We start from the raw sequence: 278 nt of genomic DNA on the forward strand, positions 1-278 counted from the left end.
GGCTGGTCGCCGTCGCCTCGGAATTTGCCGCTCCGGCCTGCCCCTGGATGGTGATCGGCGCCAATGCCGTCGCGTCCTGGGCCTGCGCCGGCATGGCGGCTACGAGGCCGATGGCGGCGGCGCCGGTCAGAAGGTTGGTCTTGAAGATGAGAGCCTTGGTCTGCCCACGCATTGTCTTACCCCACTCGCGCCGCGCAAACCCCAAAGTCACCCGGCTAAACAGCTTGTTGATAAGATGAGCGTTTAACTCAAATTTAAGGGGTTGGATTGTCGCGATC

1 protein-coding gene is annotated in these 278 nt (G+C 61.9%); it reads right to left on the bottom strand.

The genetic code is table 11. The features are described 5' to 3' along the window. Positions 1–278 (bottom strand): hypothetical protein (locus tag SB772_RS40365; RefSeq protein ID WP_410838562.1); only part of this gene is annotated, 278 nt, incomplete at both ends.

The sequence above is a fragment of the Paraburkholderia sp. SIMBA_030 genome (assembly GCF_046535245.1).
Classification (GTDB): domain Bacteria; phylum Pseudomonadota; class Gammaproteobacteria; order Burkholderiales; family Burkholderiaceae; genus Paraburkholderia.